This window comes from Planococcus sp. PAMC 21323, from assembly GCF_000785555.1.
Lineage (GTDB): Bacteria > Bacillota > Bacilli > Bacillales_A > Planococcaceae > Planococcus.
In genome coordinates this window covers 828,646-846,064 of sequence record NZ_CP009129.1, presented here as the reverse complement: position 1 = coordinate 846,064, position 17,419 = coordinate 828,646, and the positions used below count along the sequence as shown (strand labels likewise).

The following is a 17,419-nucleotide window of genomic DNA, read 5'->3' as shown; positions in this document are numbered from 1 at the left end:
ACATGAAACGAGTACACAGTGATATTGTCCAGTTTCGTGGAAGCCATTACGATTTTGGTCGGATGCAAGGAGAATTATTAAAAGAATCATTGATTCTACCCAATCGCCAAAAACAACGACAAGCTTCTAACCGCCATTTGATTATAGACGAACAACGTGCCAAAAATATATTAGTCACATTAGCCCCCCGAGTATGGGAAGAAATCACCGGCTTAGCAGACGCTCTTGACTGGTCGATGCATGAGGCGATTCGAGAATTCGGAGGCTATTATTTGGAATATACACGGAGCGGCTGCTCAATTTATACCGAGTCCGAATTTATGGTACGCAATTACGATAGTTCACCTCAAGGCTATGAGGGTCGACTTGCATTGTATCAACCAACTGATGGAGGATTTGCGACCATTGGACCTACTATGCAAATTACCGGACGTACCGATGGGATGAATGAAAAAGGCCTGGTCATGGGCTATAATTTCATTAACCGCCGCAACTCAGAAGATGGGTTCATCTGCAATATGATCGGCCGTTTGATATTAGAAAACTGCGCTACCATTGACGACGCAGTAGCATTGCTAGAAGAACTCCCTCACCGCCGCTCTTTTAGTTATGTCCTATTAGACCGTACAGGAAAATCAGTTGTAGTCGAAGCATCGCCACGTTCTGTCGTCGTGCGTGAATCTGCTATTTCCACCAACCATTTTGAGTTACTAGTTGAAGAAAACCGCTACCAAACTGATGATTCTAGAAGAAGAGAACAGATGATGTTGCAGCAACATAAAAAAATCGATGCTTATAATGCTTTCCGCCTGTTAAATGACTCTGACAAAGGGGTCTTTTCAAAAAAATACAGTACAGCTTCAGGCACTCTTCATACCGCTTCTTACTTCCAGCACAGCTTAAAAGTTGGATTTGCTATCGGACCAGATCGCTTACCGCTCATGCTAGATTTTGAGAAATGGCTGCAAGGCGAGCGCTTATATGCAAAACGAATTAACGGAAAAATAGATACCCATCTGCCATTTGTTCATATGGCCGAACTATAAAAAACAAGAGTCAGCAAATTGCTGGCTCTTGTTTTTATTCTATACAAACTGTTTATCCACATGTGCAAAACCAATATCTGTATCTACCGCTCCATGTATCGATTGAATAGCCAAATTTTCTCCTTGTAACCACTTATCAAAATCTAAAATAACCGGCTGTTGATTTCCACCTAATGCAAACCAGATCTTTTTTTCTTTTGGTAAATAAGCAGAGGTATGAATCGTTCCAGCCCAACTTTTATAAAGAGTTGAAAATACACCTTTGTCCGTATCATTAAATAAACGAAAAGCACTACCAACATCTTTTGTTTGTTGTTCTTGAGTTTGAACCGCTTCTAATCGATCAAACGAGTCTTTCAAGTAATTGCGATTTTCGAGCTGTTGAATTTCGAAATGATTGGTACAAATATTAGCTATACGAATATCCACTGCCCGTGGGCTTGCTTCGACAATACGTGTTTCGCCACTAGTATCCGTCACAATATAACTAAACGATCCACGATGAGGTATTTTTTTCAGAAGTTCTACAGCTTCATTTACCGTAGCACACGTTTCTAAAATAATACGTCCAATTAAATAACAAACAAAGCCATCTCCTGGCTTTTTCCGATGTGTAAAATTATATCCCATAGCCAAGCCTTTCTCATTCATCCCATCCATTCGTCCAATAATCCGTGACGTAGGTCCGATTATGGCATAACCCCCATCAGTCGGTTGGAACAAACTAAAGCGTCCTTCATAAGTTTGCGGGTGAAAGTCATAATTCCTAACCATAAAATCTTTCCCAGTCACAATCGAACAACCCGATGGCATTGCATCAATACGGTAACCACCAAAGTCACGAATCACTTCTTCCATCGGTAAATCAAGACTTTTTTGCAATCCAAGTAGTTCATCCCATATTCTTGGTGCAAACTCACGAAAAACCTCTTCTGTTTCTTGCACACTTATTTCAAACCTCGGCCTTTTTGCTTTCCACTGCTTTCTCCGATTTTCTAATATCACGCTGTCTTTTAAAAGTTCCCCTTGCCTAACTCCAAAATCATAATGGCTTCCTCTAAATTCTAAAATATCACTATGGATTTTCCTCATCGAATACTCCTTTTTACTGAAAATTATCTATTGTAGTTCAGCATACACAATTTCACTTAAACTTTCAAAAGTCAAAGCGAGCGTGGAATGTGTTAAGAATAGTAAAGTATGGATGGCAGTCTTTTTAATAATTGGAAATTATCTTGGCTATGACATCTTCCCATTATCCCCATTCCCGGTATAACCATCTTGATAGAAATCAGTTTTTCTAGATTAGTTATTCACGGCCTGTTGCCGTTCTATTTGGAGTTTTTCTTAGTTTTGCAGTTAATGTAGAAATCATATAACTTTATCAACAAAAAGAAAAAAGCCCTAACAATTAAGTCAGGACTTTTATTCTTTACTTGCATTATACCGGCGGTCGGGGTCGAACCGACACTCCCGTGAAGGAACGGGATTTTGAGTCCCGCGCGTCTGCCAATTCCGCCACGCCGGCAAGTATTGATTTAGCGGACAAGATTTATTATAGCACACCCTACTTTTCTCGCCAATACTTTCTTGATGTATTAAATAGTTTCAAATGGCAAAGTATAAGATTGAGATAGCATAATAGACATTAAGAGCAAAACTCGCAGCAGGTTCGAGACATTCTCTCTTAAACAAAAAGACGTTTCTCATAACAATGTTCTTTAAAGAATGGCCATCGTAATCCACTACCCTTCTATTATCCATCGGTCATATTGAAACTAATTTCATCAATAGTGATCTAATCTCGACTTTATAAATGACAATACAACAAAAAACCTCTTAACTATGAATACTCACAGTTAAGAGGTTTTGGAAAGAACAGGCAGGTTCTTTCATGATACCGGCGGTCGGGGTCGAACCGACACTCCCGTGAAGGAACGGGATTTTGAGTCCCGCGCGTCTGCCAATTCCGCCACGCCGGCAAATTATTATGGAGGCGGCAACCGGACTCGAACCGGTGATAAGGGTGTTGCAGACCCATGCCTTACCACTTGGCTATGCCGCCAAATAATGGAGCGGAAGACGAGGTTCGAACTCGCGACCTCCACCTTGGCAAGGTGGCGTTCTACCACTGAACTACTTCCGCAATAAAGCTGGGGTACCTGGATTCGAACCAGGGCATGACGGGATCAAAACCCGTTGCCTTACCGCTTGGCTATACCCCATTAATAAAAGATGGGGCGGACGAGGGGAATTGAACCCCCGAGTGCCGGAATCACAATCCGGTGCGTTAACCACTTCGCCACGACCGCCACTTTACTATTTTATAAGTTTACTTAATTAAATTAAAACATGGGGCGGACGAGGGGAATTGAACCCCCGAGTGCCGGAATCACAATCCGGTGCGTTAACCACTTCGCCACGACCGCCATCATATAAATTTTAAAATTGGCAGGGGCAGTAGGAATCGAACCCACATCGGAGGTGTTGGAGACCTCTGTTCTACCGTTAAACTATGCCCCTAAAAACTGGTGGTGGGGGGCAGATTCGAACTGCCGAACCCGAAGGAGCGGATTTACAGTCCGCCGCGTTTAGCCACTTCGCTACCCCACCTAGTGGTGCCGGAGAAAGGAGTCGAACCCTCGACCTACTGATTACAAGTCAGTTGCTCTACCAACTGAGCTACTCCGGCATAAATATTAATAAAAATGGTGGGTCAGGACGGAATCGAACCGCCGACACTTAGAGCTTCAATCTAATGCTCTACCGACTGAGCTACTGACCCACTTTTAAAAATTAAAATGGCGGTCCCGACCGGGATCGAACCGGCGATCTCCTGCGTGACAGGCAGGCATGTTAACCGCTACACCACGGGACCATTTGGTTGCGGGGGCAGGATTTGAACCTGCGACCTTTGGGTTATGAGCCCAACGAGCTACCGAACTGCTCCACCCCGCGATAATGTTATTTCATATACTTCACAATACTTACGTATTTAAGAAATGGTGGAGGATGACGGGATCGAACCGCCGACCCTCTGCTTGTAAGGCAGATGCTCTCCCAGCTGAGCTAATCCTCCATGTAATTGGTGACCCCTACGGGATTCGAACCCGTGTTACCGCCGTGAAAGGGCGGTGTCTTAACCGCTTGACCAAGGGGCCGTACTTATATTTTTGAAAACGATCTTCTGGCGGAGAGCAAGGGATTCGAACCCTTGAGACGGTTGCCCGCCTACATGATTTCCAATCATGCTCCTTCGGCCACTCGGACAGCTCTCCATAATTGGCTCCGAAGGTAGGACTCGAACCTACGACCATCGCATTAACAGTGCGGTGCTCTACCACTGAGCTACTTCGGAATAATTGATCAGCCTGGCAACGTCCTACTCTCACAGGGGGAAACCCCCAACTACCATCGGCGCAAAAGAGCTTAACTACCGTGTTCGGGATGGGAACGGGTGTGGCCTCTTTGCCATCATTACCAGACTGAATTTATTTTGAAAGACAAGATTTATTATACCAATATCACAGGCATTTTCAAGCTTTTTTTCAAAAACTTTTTCTTATTCTTTCAAAACTGGATAAACGACATTGGAACGTGCAAGATTTTCGCCTACAATTTGTTGGTTAAGTCCTCGATCGATTAGTATTCGTCAGCTGCACGTGTCGCCACGCTTCCACCTCGAACCTATCTACCTCATCGTCTTTGAGGGATCTTACTTGCTTGCGCAATGGGAAATCTCATCTTGAGGGGGGCTTCGTGCTTAGATGCTTTCAGCACTTATCCCGGCCACACATAGCTACCCAGCGATGCCCTTGGCAGAACAACTGGTACACCAGCGGTGTGTCCATCCCGGTCCTCTCGTACTAAGGACAGCTCCTCTCAAATTTCCTGCGCCCGCGACGGATAGGGACCGAACTGTCTCACGACGTTCTGAACCCAGCTCGCGTACCGCTTTAATGGGCGAACAGCCCAACCCTTGGGACCGACTACAGCCCCAGGATGCGATGAGCCGACATCGAGGTGCCAAACCTCCCCGTCGATGTGGACTCTTGGGGGAGATAAGCCTGTTATCCCCGGGGTAGCTTTTATCCGTTGAGCGATGGCCCTTCCATGCGGAACCACCGGATCACTAAGCCCGTCTTTCGACCCTGCTCGACATGTACGTCTCGCAGTCAAGCTCCCTTCTGCCTTTACACTCTACGAATGATTTCCAACCATTCTGAGGGAACCTTTGGGCGCCTCCGTTACTCTTTAGGAGGCGACCGCCCCAGTCAAACTGCCCGCCTGACACTGTCTCCCAAGCCGATCAGGCTTGTGGGTTAGAATTTCAATACAACCAGGGTAGTATCCCACTGACGCCTCCTCCGAAGCTGGCGCTCCGGAATCTCAGGCTCCTACCTATCCTGTACAAGTTGCACCAAAATTCAATATCAGGCTACAGTAAAGCTCCACGGGGTCTTTCCGTCCTGTCGCGGGTAACCTGCATCTTCACAGGTACTATAATTTCACCGAGTCTCTCGTTGAGACAGTGCCCAGATCGTTACGCCTTTCGTGCGGGTCGGAACTTACCCGACAAGGAATTTCGCTACCTTAGGACCGTTATAGTTACGGCCGCCGTTTACTGGGGCTTCAATTCGCACCTTCGCTTGCGCTAAGCACTCCTCTTAACCTTCCAGCACCGGGCAGGCGTCAGCCCCTATACGTCACCTTACGGTTTTGCAGAGACCTGTGTTTTTGCTAAACAGTCGCCTGGGCCTATTCACTGCGGCTCTCTCGGGCTATTCACCCTACCAGAGCACCCCTTCTCCCGAAGTTACGGGGTCATTTTGCCGAGTTCCTTAACGAGAGTTCACTCGCTCACCTTAGAATTCTCTTCTCGCCTACCTGTGTCGGTTTGCGGTACGGGCACCTCCCGCCTCGCTAGAGGCTTTTCTTGGCAGTGTGAAATCAGGGACTCTAAGGGTAAACCCTCTTGCCATCACAGCTCAACGTATCAGGAATGGGATTTGCCTCATTCCACGCCTCACTGCTTGGACGTGCACAACCAACGGCACGCTCTCCTTATCCTTCTGCGTCCCCCCATTGCTCAAACGGCGGGGAGGTGGTACAGGAATATCAACCTGTTGTCCATCGTCTACGCCTATCGGCCTCGACTTAGGTCCCGACTAACCCTGAGCGGACGAGCCTTCCTCAGGAAACCTTAGGCATTCGGTGGACGGGATTCTCACCCGTCTTTCGTTACTCATACCGGCATTCTCACTTCTAAGCGCTCCACCAGTCCTTCCGGTCTGACTTCTACGCCCTTAGAACGCTCTCCTACCACGGATCTCTTACGAGATCCATCCACAGCTTCGGTAATCCGTTTAGCCCCGGTACATTTTCGGCGCAGTGTCACTCGACCAGTGAGCTATTACGCACTCTTTAAATGATGGCTGCTTCTAAGCCAACATCCTGGTTGTCTAAGCAACGCCACATCCTTTTCCACTTAACGGATATTTGGGGACCTTAGCTGGTGGTCTGGGCTGTTTCCCTCTTGACTACGGATCTTATCACTCGCAGTCTGACTCCCAAGCATAAATCACTGGCATTCGGAGTTTGTCTGAATTCGGTAACCCGGGATGGGCCCCTAGTCCAAACAGTGCTCTACCTCCAGGATTCTCTATCTTGAGGCTAGCCCTAAAGCTATTTCGGAGAGAACCAGCTATCTCCAGGTTCGATTGGAATTTCTCCGCTACCCACACCTCATCCCCGCACTTTTCAACGTGCGTGGGTTCGGGCCTCCAGTAAGTGTTACCTTACCTTCACCCTGGACATGGGTAGATCACCTGGTTTCGGGTCTACAACTACATACTCTGTCGCCCTATTCAGACTCGCTTTCGCTGCGGCTCCGCCTTCTCAGCTTAACCTTGCATGTAATCGTAACTCGCCGGTTCATTCTACAAAAGGCACGCCATCACCCATTAACGGGCTTTGACTACTTGTAGGCACACGGTTTCAGGATCTATTTCACTCCCCTTCCGGGGTGCTTTTCACCTTTCCCTCACGGTACTGGTTCACTATCGGTCACTAGGAAGTATTTAGCCTTGGGAGATGGTCCTCCCAGATTCCGACGGAATTTCACGTGTTCCGCCGTACTCAGGATCCACTCTGGAGGGGTAGGGTTTTCGGCTACGGGGCTGTTACCCGCTGTGGCGGACCGTTCCAGGTCGCTTCGCCTAATCCTACCTTTTGTAACTCCGTATAGAGTGTCCTACAACCCCAAGAGGCAAGCCTCTTGGTTTGGGCTGATCCCGTTTCGCTCGCCGCTACTCAGGGAATCGCATTTGCTTTCTCTTCCTCCAGGTACTTAGATGTTTCAGTTCCCTGGGTCTGCCTTCTCATGTGCTATAGATTCACACATGGATACTACCCGATTAAAGGTAGTGGGTTCCCCCATTCGGAAATCTCCGGATCATCGCTCACTTACAGCTCCCCGAAGCATATCGGTGTTAGTGCCGTCCTTCTTCGGCTCCTAGTGCCAAGGCATCCACCGTGCGCCCTTTCTAACTTAACCAATGGTTAATTAAAAAGTTGTGACCAATGGTCACGCGTACTTGAATTTCTTGCATTTGTTTCAATGTCGTTTTATCCAGTTTTCAAAGAACAAGGTTGAAAGTCACAAAAAAAGGCGTTGCCGCCTGAAGGTGAACCTTCAAAACTGAACGCAAAACGTCAACCCCGAGAAAACTCGGTTCCGAATTTATCCTTAGAAAGGAGGTGATCCAGCCGCACCTTCCGATACGGCTACCTTGTTACGACTTCACCCCAATCATCTGTCCCACCTTCGGCGGCTGGCTCCACAAGGGTTACCTCACCGACTTCGGGTGTTACAAACTCTCGTGGTGTGACGGGCGGTGTGTACAAGGCCCGGGAACGTATTCACCGTGGCATGCTGATCCACGATTACTAGCGATTCCGGCTTCATGCAGGCGAGTTGCAGCCTACAATCCGAACTGAGAACGGTTTTATGGGATTGGCTCCCCCTCGCGGGTTGGCAACCCTTTGTACCGTCCATTGTAGCACGTGTGTAGCCCAGGTCATAAGGGGCATGATGATTTGACGTCATCCCCACCTTCCTCCGGTTTGTCACCGGCAGTCACCTTAGAGTGCCCAACTAAATGCTGGCAACTAAGATCAAGGGTTGCGCTCGTTGCGGGACTTAACCCAACATCTCACGACACGAGCTGACGACAACCATGCACCACCTGTCACCACTGTCCCCGAAGGGAAAAGTGTATCTCTACACCGGGCAGTGGGATGTCAAGACCTGGTAAGGTTCTTCGCGTTGCTTCGAATTAAACCACATGCTCCACCGCTTGTGCGGGCCCCCGTCAATTCCTTTGAGTTTCAGCCTTGCGGCCGTACTCCCCAGGCGGAGTGCTTAATGCGTTAGCTGCAGCACTAAGGGGCGGAAACCCCCTAACACTTAGCACTCATCGTTTACGGCGTGGACTACCAGGGTATCTAATCCTGTTTGCTCCCCACGCTTTCGCGCCTCAGCGTCAGTTACAGACCAGAAAGTCGCCTTCGCCACTGGTGTTCCTCCACATCTCTACGCATTTCACCGCTACACATGGAATTCCACTTTCCTCTTCTGCACTCAAGTTCTCCAGTTTCCAATGACCCTCCACGGTTGAGCCGTGGGCTTTCACATCAGACTTAAAGAACCGCCTGCGCGCGCTTTACGCCCAATAATTCCGGACAACGCTTGCCACCTACGTATTACCGCGGCTGCTGGCACGTAGTTAGCCGTGGCTTTCTGGTGAGGTACCGTCAAGGTACCAGTAGTTAGTTGGTACTTGTTCTTCCCTCACAACAGAGTTTTACGATCCGAAAACCTTCGTCACTCACGCGGCGTTGCTCCGTCAGACTTTCGTCCATTGCGGAAGATTCCCTACTGCTGCCTCCCGTAGGAGTCTGGGCCGTGTCTCAGTCCCAGTGTGGCCGATCACCCTCTCAGGTCGGCTACGCATCGTCGCCTTGGTAGGCCATTACCCCACCAACTAGCTAATGCGCCGCGGGCCCATCCTGCAGTGACAGCCGAAACCGTCTTTCCGTGCAGCCTCAGGAGAGGCCGCAAACTATTCGGTATTAGCACCGGTTTCCCGGAGTTATCCCGATCTGCAGGGCAGGTTGCCCACGTGTTACTCACCCGTCCGCCGCTAAACAATGGGAGCAAGCTCCCAATGTTCCGCTCGACTTGCATGTATTAGGCACGCCGCCAGCGTTCGTCCTGAGCCAGGATCAAACTCTCCATTATAGAGTAGTGTTGATTGCTCAATACTGCTGGCGTATCGCCGTCCGAAGACGCACGATTCGCTTTGATCTGCGTAATGCTGATCAGTAAGTTTTGCGCGGGCCGTTTTGCGCGACCGTTGCTGTTTGTTGACGTTTTGCTGTTCAGTTTTCAAGGTTCAGTATGCGTTCTGTAAAAGCAACTTCTCTAAGTTATCATCGTTCGATGAAAGAGTCAAGCTTTTTTATTATTGTAAAAAACTTAATTCCCCTTAGCGACATGTATTATCATAATACACCCCCCTCATAGATGTCAACGATTAAAGCGAAAAAGTTCTTAAAAACTTTACCACCTAATTTAACAAGCTTTGAAATCATTATCCTTCAACGTCTTTTCTAGCATTTACACAGATAATAAGCTGTTGCCAAAAGTCTTATAAGCCGACTTTTGGCAACAGCTCTTCACGTTTTTTAAAATCTATTCATTGAAAAGACTCACTGTTAAATCAAATTCTTCTATATAATGCTTCTTTCCATCATTTACGTCGTGTTTAATTTTTAACATAATAGTATCGATGAAAGACGCCTTCACTCTTGGTCGTAACGCCATTAATAGATATGAGGTCTTTTTCTACAAGAAACTCGATGAAAACCTCCAGATCAGAAGAATAGTTTTTTAACTCTTCCTGTTCGTGTAATTCTTGGATGGTCCAACTACTTTGTTTTTCCATAACTTCTCTTATGTGAAGAGCTCCATCTTTTGTCCGTGAATGAATATAAAATTCACTTGCCAAAAATAATAATTCCAAACGTTTATCAATCGGTTCATCACTCGATATTAACTCTTCGTATAGTTTATATATCGCTGGCTCCATCTGCTTTACTTGAGACCACACGGTTACTTCTGGAGGTAGTCCGTTTTCGAGTACTGCTAACCGAGCTAAATGATGCAATGACTCTACCATATGATGATAGGCATCCATATAGTTTTTTTCTTCAAAAAATGATTTTCCTTCCATATAGCGTCGAATCAACTTAGCGAATTCCATACCCATTTTAATTTTCCGACCATAGAAAGGATAGTCTTTGAGTTCGGTCTTTAGCTTTTCCATAAATTCGTTTCGGTCGTAAATTACACGGCCATAAAAAAGCCAGTCGACAATTTTCCGATTTGTGCCAAGCAACAACCATTTATGTAATTGCTTTTCCGTAACAATATGCATAGCAGCTTTTCTATCCATATACGTGTAATGCTTTGTAAACACTGGTGTTTCATTTTCTTTCGTGATAATCAATAAAATCGAATCAAAAGTATCCGTTATTTGACTAACTTTCTCTCTTTTTTCTACTAAAATCACTCCAAGTGTACTTTCCTGACTGGCGCGTTCTTGATAAATAGGGCGTAGTATTTGTTCCACCATTCTCACTCCTTGCTGTCTCTACCGCATTCCTTCTTAGGATTAAGAGGTATGCCTAGCTGTAAACTCCAGCTTGTTTTCATTTCCCATTTGTTTGCCGGGATTCCCCGTCCTCTTTAGCTCAAACTTCTATGCTAATCAAACTAACTTCCGCTTTTCTCTATTTCGACATATTTACTGCGGATTCCTTCATTTTAAAACCGATATCACTTTTTAAGGGTATTTATGATATAGTATGATGGATGCAAGGAGGAAATAAACCATGAAACCTTATAAAAATAAAATCAATCGCATTCGGACGTTTGCGTTGGCATTAATCTTTATTGGGATCGTAATTATGTATGTTGGTATCTATTTCAGAAATCAGCCCGTTATAATGGTGATTCTAATGTTGCTTGGTGTACTCGCAATTATCGGAAGTACAGGTGTTTATGCTTGGATTGGCTTGTTATCCATGAAAACCGTACCAGTAGAATGTCCGAATTGTGGAAAACATACAAAAATGCTCGGTCGTGTTGATATATGCATGCACTGCAACGAGCCTTTAACAATGGATCGCTCTCTTGAAGGTAAAGAGTTTGACCAAGACTACAATAAAAAAAGCTCACAATAAAAAAATAAGCTTACTGCCTAAAAGCAGTAAGCTTATTTTTTTTTGAAAATTCTATTGAGCTTTCGCCGTATTGCTTAAGCAGTCCTGACATGTCCCGTAAATTTCAAGTCGATGGTAATCAACTTCAAATCCAGTGACATGGGAAGCCAAATGTTCCACTTCATCGAGTCCTGGGTAATGGAAATCAACAATTTTACCGCAATCATTGCAGATAATATGATAATGGTCATGTGTAACAAAATCGAAACGGCTTGAAGAATCTCCATAAGTTAATTCTTTCACCAATCCTGCTTTTCTGAACACACGTAAGTTATTATAAACAGTTGCGACACTCATATTAGGAAACGTTTTTTCAAGCGCGCGATAAATGTCATCCGCTGTTGGGTGATTTGTAGAATGAATCATATACTCCAAAATCGCGTGACGTTGGGGTGTGATTCTTACACCTGTTGACTTCAAAGCATCAAGCGCGTCTTTTAATTGTACTTCAGACATCGCCGTGCACCTCACTTCATAGATATTCTTACATTGTAATTGTTATAAACAGTGTACCTAATAAAAGAGTCAGATGTCAAGAAATCACTATATTACCGCCGGTTGTCACGCATTTCCACTTTAATTATCGTGCAAACCTCTCTCTACTCGACCAAGCCGCTGATTGACGAGGCGAGCTGCGACGAACAAAAAATCCGACAATCGGTTTAAATATGCTAAAACATTTGGCGAAACATCGTTTCCAATAGACAGCACTGTACGCTCAGCTCGTCTAACTACAGTTCTCGCCACATGGAATGTCGCCCCAGCCGGATGTCCTCCAGGCAAAATGAAATTACTCAGCGTTGGAACTGCATCGTCATAGTGATCAATCCATTGTTCAAGCTTTGAAATATCTTGTTCCGTCAGTTTCCATTTCACTTCTTTATCTTTAGGTGTAGCAAGTTCAGCTCCTACATGGAATAACGTGGTCTGAATTTCGTGAAAGACTTTCAGAAGCTCTTCTTTCTCCTGGAAAAACTCCGCATAAAGATGTCCAATTGCTAAACCAATTAATGTATTTGCTTCGTCACACGTTCCATACGCCTCTACTACTACATCATTTTTTGCTACACGAGTTCCGTAGACGAGTGAAGTCGTGCCTTTATCGCCAGTTTTAGTGTAAATCTTCATGCTCAATACCCCTTTTCCATATCAACTAGATTGGTTGGAACAGATTGATCAATAAGCCATTTTTCCAAATTCGGTATAAATATGTCGAGTGTACGGTCTACATATTTTCCTGATTTGCTAGAAATATGTGGTGAGACAATTACATTGTCCATTAACCAGTATGGGTGATCTGCAGGAAGCGGTTCCTGTTCGAACACATCTAAAACGGCATACGCAATTTCATTTTGTTGTAGAGCATTTACTAAAGTTGCGTCTGTGACTAAATCACCTCTACCGAAGTTCATAAAGATCGCTGTGTCCTTCATAGCCTTGAAGTGCTCTTCTTTTAAAAGTTCTTTCGTTTCATCTGTACTTGGCAAAACAGAGATTACGTAATCTGCCTCTGGTAACTTATCAAGAACCTTTTCGAAAGAAATCATTTCATCCATATTTGGAGCTTGTCTGCCAGAGCGATTACAACCAATCGTCTGAACACCAAATGCTTGTAGCAATCGACCGATTTCCGATCCAATTGCTCCTGGTCCGAGAATCAGTGCTGTCGTCCCACTTAACTCTGAAGAGCTTATTTTCCTTACCCATTGTTGTTTATGTTGATTTTCGTAAATTACTGGTAGCGATCGCTTAATAGCCAATAAATGTGCTAATGCAGACTCCGCCATTGGTGTTTTATGAATTCCTTTAACATTCGATACGGTAATGCCACGTGACTCAATCGCTTGATGCGGTAGCTTTTCAATCCCCGCACTAGCAACCATAATCCACTTTACTTTTTCAGCTGTTCCAATATCTTCCGCGGTCAAATCTTCTCCATAAGTAACGATAATGTCTGCCGTTGATAATCGAGTCTTATCTCGATAAAGGAAATGAAAATCGACTTCTGGAAATTCTTCTTGAATTCTTTGTTGTTGATCTTCTCTTGGAACAAATGTAAATAAAACTTCCATAATTGCCCCCCTCTTACTGCTTTCTAATTGTTTTTAAAGTTTCTAAAACATCCTGAATATGATTTGGTACTTTTACTTTCCGCCACACTTTGGCAACAGTACCTGTAGGGTCGATTAAAAAAGTAGAACGCTCAATGCCCATGAATTTTTTGCCATACATATTCTTCTCTACCCAGACGCCATAGTCTTCAGACATTTGGTGGTTTTCATCTACTAAAAGTGAAAATGGCAATCCATGTTTTTCGATAAATTTAGTATGTCGGTCTTCTGAATCTGCACTTACGCCTAAAATTACCGCATTTAGTTTAGAGAAGTCAGCTTCGGCATCTCTAAAATCACATGCTTGTGTCGTACAACCTGGAGTCATATCTTTCGGATAAAAGTAAAGAACTACGTATTTATCGCCTGTGAAATCATTCAGTGAAACAATTTCTCCTATTTCATTTTTCAGTGAAAATGTTGGCGCTTGCATGCCTTCTACTACCGTCATCTTACCCACTCCTTTTCTTTCTTCTATCGTACCGAACACTGAGCTTAGTTTCAATTTCTTTGGCGTTTCAGAACAAGGTTGTCTACAATAAAGAAGAGTTTAATCAATAGGAGGCAATCATCTAATGAATCATTCGACATCAGAAGAGTTACACAAAGAAGCATTACAACACATCGTCGGTGGTGTTAATAGTCCATCAAGATCGTTTAAAGCAGTAGGTGGCGGATCCCCTATCGCTATGGAACGAGGTAAAGGCGCTTACTTTTGGGATGTTGACGGCAATAAATACATAGACTATTTAGCAGCGTACGGGCCAATCATTACAGGTCACGCCCATCCACATATAACAAAAGCAATTACATATGCAGCAGAAACTGGCCTGCTTTACGGCACACCCACACGACATGAAATTACTTTCGCTAAAATGCTAAAAAAAGCAATGCCAAACATGGATCGAGTTCGCTTTGTAAACAGTGGCACAGAAGCAGTTATGACCACAATTCGCGTATCGCGTGCCTATACGGGACGAACTAAAATTATGAAGTTTGCAGGTTGCTATCACGGCCATTCAGATTTGGTGCTTGTTGCTGCTGGATCTGGTCCTGCGACACTCGGTACCCCTGACTCAGCAGGTGTCCCAAAATCTATCGCTGAAGAAGTGATCACCGTTCCATTTAATGACATAGATGCTTTTTCAGAAGCAATGGATCATTGGGGAGAAGAAATTGCTTGTCTTTTGGTTGAACCCATTGTTGGTAACTTCGGAATTGTTGAACCAAAAGAAGGATACTTGAAGGAAGTTCATCGCATTGCCCATGAAAAAGGGGCACTCATTGTTTATGATGAAGTTATTACCGCTTTCCGTTTCCATTATGGTGGCGCTCAAGATATGCTTGGGTTGACACCTGACCTTACCGCTCTTGGTAAAATCATTGGTGGTGGGTTACCAATTGGAGCTTATGGTGGTAAAAAAGAAATAATGGAAACAGTAGCTCCTTTAGGCCCTGCTTATCAAGCTGGTACCATGGCTGGAAATCCCGCTTCCATACAAGCTGGAATCGCTTGTTTAGAAGTTCTGGGTCAAGAAGGCGTTTATGAAAAAATGGATAAACTCGGAGAAAAACTAGAAAAAGGGATTTTGGCAGCGGCTAAAGAATTTGATATTACAATCACTGTCAACCGATTAAAAGGTGCATTGACTATTTACTTTACTGATACAATAGTAGAAAACTACGAGCAAGCAGAAGAATCAAATGGTGAAATTTTTGGTCGCTTCTTTAAATTGATGCTCGCTCAAGGCATCAATTTAGCGCCATCAAAATACGAAGCTTGGTTTTTAACGACGGAACATACAGAAGAAGATATAGAATTTTCTATTCAAGCGGTACGTAAGGCGTTTAAACAGTTATAATTAACGTAAATCGTTTTTGAGGAAGGAGTCCCTAAGTACATGAAATTAGGTGCACGTATCTTTAAAACTGGCGTGGCCATTTCAATGGCCTTGTATCTGGCCAACTTATTGGATTTGCCTTCCCCTGTTTTTGCAGGGGTAGCGGCGATTTTCGCTATCCAGCCATCTATTTACCGCTCTTATTTAACGTTACTTGATCAAATTTATGGAAATTTGATCGGTGCTACCATAGCGATTGTTTTTGTGTTAACGCTCGGCAGCAATTATTTAACCATTGGAGCCGCAGCAATATTAGCAATTATCGTCATGTTGAAGCTAAAGCTAGAAAATACTGTTCCATTAACTTTAGTAACGATTATTATCATCATGGACTCTCATTCTACAAACTTTTTAACTTTTGCGTCATTGAGAATTTCCACCGTTATGCTTGGGATAATTTCTGCATTTATCGTGAATATGATATTTCTTCCACCTAAATATGAAACTCGTTTGTTCAAATCCATCCATTCTGTTAGCGAAGAAGTGATTCGTTGGATTCGCGTTTCCATTCGACATGCATCTGATCATGTCTCGGTAAAAGAAGATATTGATAAATTAACAGAAAACCTAGTAAAAGTTGATCAATGGTACTCGTTTTATAAAGAAGAACGCAGCTACACGAAAAAGCAACAATATGCGAAAGCACGTAAACTGGTACTTTACCGTCAAATGATTGCGACATCGAAGAAAAGTTTAGAGGTATTAAGACGCTTGAACCGTTTCGAAAATGAGTTGATGGAACTTCCTCAACACTTTCATATGATGGTTCAAGAGAGATTGGAAAGTTTAGCAAGTTACCACGAGCAACTTTATATGAAATATGTTGGCAAATTGCGCCCCGAACATAGCGAAGGTTCTGGTACAGACGCTGTTATGAGACGTAACGAAGTGATGACGATTTTTGTAAAAGAGATTAATTTGGCACATGAAGAAAATGAAGGCGAATTTTCAGTTTATCATTTAATGCACGTATTATCGGCTATTTTAGATTATGAAGAGCAACTAGAACATTTGGACTTACTCATCATTGCTTATTTGAATTACCATTCAGAAGAAGTAGACACAGAACTTGAAAATTCCATATAAAAAAGTGTGAGGCAAATGCCTCACACTTTTTTTATGATTTCATTCGTGGATCTAATGCGTCACGTAAACCGTCACCCATTAAGTTAAAGCCGAGTACTGTCAACATGATCGCTACCCCTGGAAAAATCATGGTCCATGGTGCATTTGTTAAATACGAACGCGAGTCTGCTAACATTTTGCCCCATTCTGGAGACGGAGCTTGAGCACCTAATCCTAAAAATCCAAGTGCCGCAGCTTCAATAATTGCTGTCGCAATAGCCAATGTTCCTTGAACAATTACTGGTGCCATAGAGTTCGGTAGAATATGAGAAACAAGAATACGATTGTCTTTCATACCAATTGCTTTTGCTGACATAATGTATTCATCTTCTTTAATACTCAACACTTTCGAGCGAATTAAACGACCAAAGTTAGGTACGTTGATGATGGCAATGGCAATTAACGCATTTCGTAAAGAAGGTCCTAGAACCGATACAACCGCGATTGCTAGCAAAATACTTGGAAAAGCTAGCATGATATCAAAGATACGTGAAATAATTGTGTCTACCCAACGTCCGTAATAACCGGCTAAAATCCCTAAAATACTCCCTACAACAACAGATCCAATAACTGCTAAAAAACCAACCCATAAAGAAATTCGAGCACCATATACAACGCGCGATAAAATATCTCGACCAAAGTCATCTGTACCCATCCAATGAGTAGAAGAAGGAGGCATAAGCCGTTGAGACAGATTTTGTTCATTAATGCCTTGTAATGTAATGAGTGGTCCGAAAATTGCTAACAAAATAAAGAAGATAACAATACCCATACCAACAACCGCTACTTTACTTTTGCGGAAACCTCGCCAAGCCTCTTTCCAAGGACCAGCGACTTTCTGCAACTCTTCTTTTTCTTGATTGTTTACTGTTTCAGCCATAATACGTCT

General features: G+C 44.0%; 11 protein-coding genes, 17 tRNA genes and 3 rRNA genes. 4 read left to right on the top strand and 27 right to left on the bottom strand.

Going from position 1 to position 17,419, the window contains the following annotated elements:
* Nucleotides 1–2 precede the first annotated feature (2 nt).
* Nucleotides 3–1,046 carry a C45 family autoproteolytic acyltransferase/hydrolase gene (locus PLANO_RS04235; RefSeq protein WP_038703261.1) on the top strand — a complete coding sequence of 348 codons (1,044 nt, stop codon included), beginning with the start codon at nucleotides 3–5 and terminating at the stop codon, nucleotides 1,044–1,046.
* Between the two features lie 39 nt (nucleotides 1,047–1,085).
* Here PLANO_RS04235 and PLANO_RS04230 read toward each other — a convergent pair whose 3' ends face one another.
* The 22 genes from PLANO_RS04230 to PLANO_RS04125 all read right to left on the bottom strand — a co-directional run bounded on the left by PLANO_RS04230 (nucleotide 1,086) and on the right by PLANO_RS04125 (nucleotide 10,741).
* Nucleotides 1,086–2,138 carry a C45 family autoproteolytic acyltransferase/hydrolase gene (locus PLANO_RS04230; RefSeq protein WP_038703260.1) on the bottom strand — a complete coding sequence of 351 codons (1,053 nt, stop codon included), beginning with the start codon at nucleotides 2,136–2,138 and terminating at the stop codon, nucleotides 1,086–1,088.
* Between the two features lie 352 nt (nucleotides 2,139–2,490).
* A tRNA-Leu gene (locus PLANO_RS04225) sits at nucleotides 2,491–2,574 on the bottom strand.
* Between the two features lie 370 nt (nucleotides 2,575–2,944).
* Nucleotides 2,945–3,028 (bottom strand) — tRNA-Leu (locus tag PLANO_RS04220).
* A 9-nt stretch (nucleotides 3,029–3,037) separates the two neighbouring features.
* Nucleotides 3,038–3,111, bottom strand: a tRNA-Cys gene (locus PLANO_RS04215).
* 6 nt (nucleotides 3,112–3,117) lie between these two features.
* A tRNA-Gly gene (locus tag PLANO_RS04210) sits at nucleotides 3,118–3,192 on the bottom strand.
* Between the two features lie 7 nt (nucleotides 3,193–3,199).
* Nucleotides 3,200–3,271: transfer RNA gene (locus PLANO_RS04205), tRNA-Gln, on the bottom strand.
* 11 nt (nucleotides 3,272–3,282) lie between these two features.
* A tRNA-His gene (locus PLANO_RS04200) sits at nucleotides 3,283–3,358 on the bottom strand.
* 41 nt (nucleotides 3,359–3,399) lie between these two features.
* Nucleotides 3,400–3,475 (bottom strand) — tRNA-His (locus tag PLANO_RS04195).
* Between the two features lie 20 nt (nucleotides 3,476–3,495).
* Nucleotides 3,496–3,569 (bottom strand) — tRNA-Trp (locus PLANO_RS04190).
* Between the two features lie 6 nt (nucleotides 3,570–3,575).
* Nucleotides 3,576–3,659 (bottom strand) — tRNA-Tyr (locus PLANO_RS04185).
* Nucleotides 3,660–3,662: 3 nt separating this feature from the next.
* Nucleotides 3,663–3,738: transfer RNA gene (locus PLANO_RS04180), tRNA-Thr, on the bottom strand.
* Nucleotides 3,739–3,755: 17 nt separating this feature from the next.
* Nucleotides 3,756–3,831, bottom strand: a tRNA-Phe gene (locus PLANO_RS04175).
* Nucleotides 3,832–3,848: 17 nt separating this feature from the next.
* Nucleotides 3,849–3,924, bottom strand: a tRNA-Asp gene (locus tag PLANO_RS04170).
* 3 nt (nucleotides 3,925–3,927) lie between these two features.
* Nucleotides 3,928–4,004 (bottom strand) — tRNA-Met (locus PLANO_RS04165).
* Between the two features lie 45 nt (nucleotides 4,005–4,049).
* Nucleotides 4,050–4,125: transfer RNA gene (locus PLANO_RS04160), tRNA-Val, on the bottom strand.
* Between the two features lie 7 nt (nucleotides 4,126–4,132).
* A tRNA-Glu gene (locus PLANO_RS04155) sits at nucleotides 4,133–4,207 on the bottom strand.
* 27 nt (nucleotides 4,208–4,234) lie between these two features.
* A tRNA-Ser gene (locus tag PLANO_RS04150) sits at nucleotides 4,235–4,324 on the bottom strand.
* 5 nt (nucleotides 4,325–4,329) lie between these two features.
* Nucleotides 4,330–4,404, bottom strand: a tRNA-Asn gene (locus PLANO_RS04145).
* Nucleotides 4,405–4,415: 11 nt separating this feature from the next.
* A 5S ribosomal RNA gene (gene rrf, locus PLANO_RS04140) occupies nucleotides 4,416–4,531 on the bottom strand.
* Nucleotides 4,532–4,668: 137 nt separating this feature from the next.
* Nucleotides 4,669–7,602 (bottom strand): 23S ribosomal RNA (locus tag PLANO_RS04135).
* 196 nt (nucleotides 7,603–7,798) lie between these two features.
* Nucleotides 7,799–9,348 (bottom strand): 16S ribosomal RNA (locus tag PLANO_RS04130).
* The 16S, 23S and 5S rRNA genes sit together here with 17 tRNA genes alongside, the layout of an rRNA operon.
* 526 nt (nucleotides 9,349–9,874) lie before the next feature.
* A complete protein-coding gene (locus PLANO_RS04125) occupies nucleotides 9,875–10,741 on the bottom strand; it encodes a nucleotidyltransferase-like protein (RefSeq protein ID WP_038703259.1) in 867 nt (288 codons plus the stop codon).
* Nucleotides 10,742–11,003: 262 nt separating this feature from the next.
* Between PLANO_RS04125 and PLANO_RS04120 the strand changes: the two genes are divergently transcribed.
* Nucleotides 11,004–11,354, top strand: a complete 351-nt coding sequence (locus tag PLANO_RS04120) for a YgzB family protein (RefSeq protein WP_038703258.1) — start codon at nucleotides 11,004–11,006, stop codon at nucleotides 11,352–11,354.
* A gap of 51 nt (nucleotides 11,355–11,405) precedes the next feature.
* Here the strand turns inward: PLANO_RS04120 and perR are convergent, their stop codons facing one another.
* The 4 genes from perR to bcp form a co-directional block, all read right to left on the bottom strand.
* Nucleotides 11,406–11,849 (bottom strand): peroxide-responsive transcriptional repressor PerR, encoded by a 444-nt coding sequence (gene perR, locus PLANO_RS04115; protein ID WP_038703257.1) that lies wholly within the window; start codon nucleotides 11,847–11,849, stop codon nucleotides 11,406–11,408.
* Between the two features lie 120 nt (nucleotides 11,850–11,969).
* The gene (locus PLANO_RS04110; RefSeq protein WP_038703256.1) at nucleotides 11,970–12,521 is read right to left on the bottom strand and encodes a cob(I)yrinic acid a,c-diamide adenosyltransferase; all 552 of its coding nucleotides are present in this window, start codon (nucleotides 12,519–12,521) and stop codon (nucleotides 11,970–11,972) included.
* Between the two features lie 2 nt (nucleotides 12,522–12,523).
* Nucleotides 12,524–13,465, bottom strand: a complete 942-nt coding sequence (locus tag PLANO_RS04105; protein ID WP_038703255.1) for a D-2-hydroxyacid dehydrogenase — start codon at nucleotides 13,463–13,465, stop codon at nucleotides 12,524–12,526.
* Between the two features lie 13 nt (nucleotides 13,466–13,478).
* The gene (gene bcp, locus PLANO_RS04100) at nucleotides 13,479–13,955 is read right to left on the bottom strand and encodes a thioredoxin-dependent thiol peroxidase (RefSeq protein ID WP_038703254.1); all 477 of its coding nucleotides are present in this window, start codon (nucleotides 13,953–13,955) and stop codon (nucleotides 13,479–13,481) included.
* 124 nt (nucleotides 13,956–14,079) lie between these two features.
* On the opposite strand from bcp, the gene PLANO_RS04095 reads away from it, so the two are divergent.
* Complete coding sequence (locus PLANO_RS04095) at nucleotides 14,080–15,366, top strand: glutamate-1-semialdehyde 2,1-aminomutase (RefSeq protein WP_038703253.1); 1,287 nt, start codon at nucleotides 14,080–14,082, stop codon at nucleotides 15,364–15,366.
* A gap of 39 nt (nucleotides 15,367–15,405) precedes the next feature.
* On the top strand, nucleotides 15,406–16,491 hold the full coding sequence (locus PLANO_RS04090) for an FUSC family protein (protein ID WP_038703252.1): 1,086 nt from the start codon (nucleotides 15,406–15,408) through the stop codon (nucleotides 16,489–16,491).
* A gap of 31 nt (nucleotides 16,492–16,522) precedes the next feature.
* On the opposite strand, the gene nikC is transcribed toward PLANO_RS04090, so the two are convergent.
* Nucleotides 16,523–17,410, bottom strand: coding sequence for a nickel transporter permease (nikC, locus tag PLANO_RS04085; RefSeq protein ID WP_038703251.1), 888 nt, complete (start codon nucleotides 17,408–17,410; stop codon nucleotides 16,523–16,525).
* Between the last annotated feature and the right edge of the window lie 9 nt (nucleotides 17,411–17,419).

What these genes read in the sequence shown, in the direction of transcription:
- PLANO_RS04235 (WP_038703261.1), top strand. Translation starts at nt 3, where the DNA reads ATGAAACGAGTACACAGTGATATTGTCCAGTTTCGTGGAAGCCATTAC.
- PLANO_RS04230 (WP_038703260.1), bottom strand. Translation starts at nt 2,138, where the DNA reads ATGAGGAAAATCCATAGTGATATTTTAGAATTTAGAGGAAGCCATTAT.
- PLANO_RS04120 (WP_038703258.1), top strand. Translation starts at nt 11,004, where the DNA reads ATGAAACCTTATAAAAATAAAATCAATCGCATTCGGACGTTTGCGTTG.
- perR (WP_038703257.1), bottom strand. Translation starts at nt 11,849, where the DNA reads ATGTCTGAAGTACAATTAAAAGACGCGCTTGATGCTTTGAAGTCAACA.
- PLANO_RS04110 (WP_038703256.1), bottom strand. Translation starts at nt 12,521, where the DNA reads ATGAAGATTTACACTAAAACTGGCGATAAAGGCACGACTTCACTCGTC.
- PLANO_RS04105 (WP_038703255.1), bottom strand. Translation starts at nt 13,465, where the DNA reads ATGGAAGTTTTATTTACATTTGTTCCAAGAGAAGATCAACAACAAAGA.
- bcp (WP_038703254.1), bottom strand. Translation starts at nt 13,955, where the DNA reads ATGACGGTAGTAGAAGGCATGCAAGCGCCAACATTTTCACTGAAAAAT.
- PLANO_RS04095 (WP_038703253.1), top strand. Translation starts at nt 14,080, where the DNA reads ATGAATCATTCGACATCAGAAGAGTTACACAAAGAAGCATTACAACAC.
- PLANO_RS04090 (WP_038703252.1), top strand. Translation starts at nt 15,406, where the DNA reads ATGAAATTAGGTGCACGTATCTTTAAAACTGGCGTGGCCATTTCAATG.
- nikC (WP_038703251.1), bottom strand. Translation starts at nt 17,410, where the DNA reads ATGGCTGAAACAGTAAACAATCAAGAAAAAGAAGAGTTGCAGAAAGTC.